1 protein-coding gene and 1 pseudogene are annotated in these 2,019 nt (G+C 40.3%); one reads left to right on the top strand and one right to left on the bottom strand.

What is annotated here, in order from left to right; all coding sequences use genetic code 11:
* Window positions 1–97: 97 nt before the first annotated feature.
* Window positions 98–1,291, bottom strand: a pseudogene (locus H735_RS30645) (IS4 family transposase).
* Window positions 1,292–1,857: 566 nt separating this feature from the next.
* On the opposite strand from H735_RS30645, the gene H735_RS30640 reads away from it, so the two are divergent.
* On the top strand, window positions 1,858–2,019 hold a 162-nt coding region (locus tag H735_RS30640; RefSeq protein WP_202905998.1), incomplete at its 3' end, for a transposase.

Here is a 2,019-nt window from a genome sequence, read left to right as displayed (position 1 = left end):
ACCTATATTAGGACGGGTCATACTTCATCTTGTTATTCGTCACATACAACGTAGCTAACATGCTATTAAACCGCGAGACTGGCGGATCCCCTCATAATTACCCCAACCCACAGCAACGTGTGAGGCGTTGATATTCAACCATAGTCCAGTGATATTGGGTTCTTGAATTCGATATCGCCGATGACTGCGCACTTCTTTTCCAAGCCTTGGAATAGACAGAACACGTCGAGGCTTAATCGTATTAGCTTGGAAGTCATAGTGCCATTTGGCTTGCATGGCGATTAAACCATTCCACCACATGATGATTTCAGCCATTAGTGCCATGAGCAACAATATGTCGATACGCCTTGTACACCGAGTGCGGTTATGTCTGAGTGCTAACCCATAAGCAGGACTTTTTAAGTCCCGAAACGACTCTTCGATTTGCATTCTTTTCGCGTATAAGTTGGTAATTTGACGCCATTTAGTATCTGGTTTGATATGTTTGTGACCAGAAGCCAAGGCTCCTTTGCTCCCTTGTTAAATACCTTGCTTGCCGAATGCTTTTGGTAGGTTCGACTATGGCGAAGAGCTTTTCTGCCTTTGGGCTGACTTTTATATAGATAAGCACAGCACTTTAATGGTGAGCGTTTTGCCAGTTTACACTCCCCAAGATAACGAACTTTGCTGTTTGCTGCTGGGTAAAGCGCTTTATTCCAACACCAATCTTCCTCGGGGAGTTTTGATCTACACTTCCCCACGAACACGCCCCAGCCAGAACCAACCCATACTTTCGACTTGTCGAAACCAAGTGTTACGGAAGCCAGTATCAGAGACGATGATAGGCACACATCCCTCTGGAAGGATATTCTTAAGCTTGACCAAAAAGAGCTGATGCGACCTGGGTGAATTGTAGTTTTTGTATTCGAAGGCCTGTTCGTAGACGGTCACAGCTCGACCTTTCACTGCAACAGCAGCGCGCAAAGTCATGTGGCGTAGCTGCTCTCTAACATCAAACCAATCGACGAGGATTGACAGGGAATGGGTTCGCTTGCTTAATAAAGCTTGCATGCCACTTATAAATAATATCTTTTTCTTTATGAAGGTGATGGTTTCCTAACAAGCGCTCGATACGCTTAATGGAGTATTTAACCGTGGTATTACAGTCAAGCGCTCTACTAATTTTGGTTAAAGTCAGTTCGGCACCACCGAGAACTGTTTCAGTTGCAAGCATAAGAGAACTCAGACGTTTTTTGTGAATACTTGGGCACTGTTGAGAAAGTATTTGTTGTAGAATCTGAATATCGCGCATCGTTAGGAGTTCCTATTTATCCCTTTGGCAAGGTGTGCTTTTGGCGAAATTCATTAGGTCAGACGGGACGATGTGCGTCTACTCATTCTCTTACAAAGAAATTATGAGGGGATTCGTAAGACCGCGAGATAAAAAACATGAACTTTGAGTAATATTTTTGATAGTTTGCACTTGGAGAGTCAGAATATTCTTGTTTTGCAAAATACACATTCAAATTAAATTTAAAAACCGAAAACTTCAGTGAAATGTTATTTTACGTATGGTTCGACACGTTGAAATATGTTTTTTATGAGAAGTGTTGTTATTTACTTTTTACTTTTTACTTTTTACTTTTTACTTTTTACTTTTTACTTTTTATTTTGCTAATGATTTAAGTTTTTTCGTTGTTCTGGGTTGTTGTTCGTTAGTCTTTGTTATTATTGTTCAATGAAATGTCTACGTTCTGTTGGCTTTATACCACTGCACCAATAGAACTAGGTGGTTATCATCCGTTTTGGCTTTGCCTGTAAAACTACTCATGCTAAATGCGTCTTTGATTTTTCCAGAAGTCAAAGAGGACAAATAACATGAGTAGATACAATCAAGCTTCCCACGTATTTTGGCGATGTCAATACCATATAGTGTGGACTCCAAAGTATCGATTTAGGATCTTGAAGAACAATATAGGTAAAGAAGTTTATCGATGTATTTATGTTTACTGTAATCAACTTGGATGTGAAGTAGTAGAG

Source organism: Vibrio owensii CAIM 1854 = LMG 25443, assembly GCF_000817815.1.
Taxonomy (GTDB): domain Bacteria; phylum Pseudomonadota; class Gammaproteobacteria; order Enterobacterales; family Vibrionaceae; genus Vibrio; species Vibrio owensii.
The sequence above is the reverse complement of the archived record's forward strand: the minus strand, read 5'-3'. Positions and strand labels throughout refer to the sequence as shown.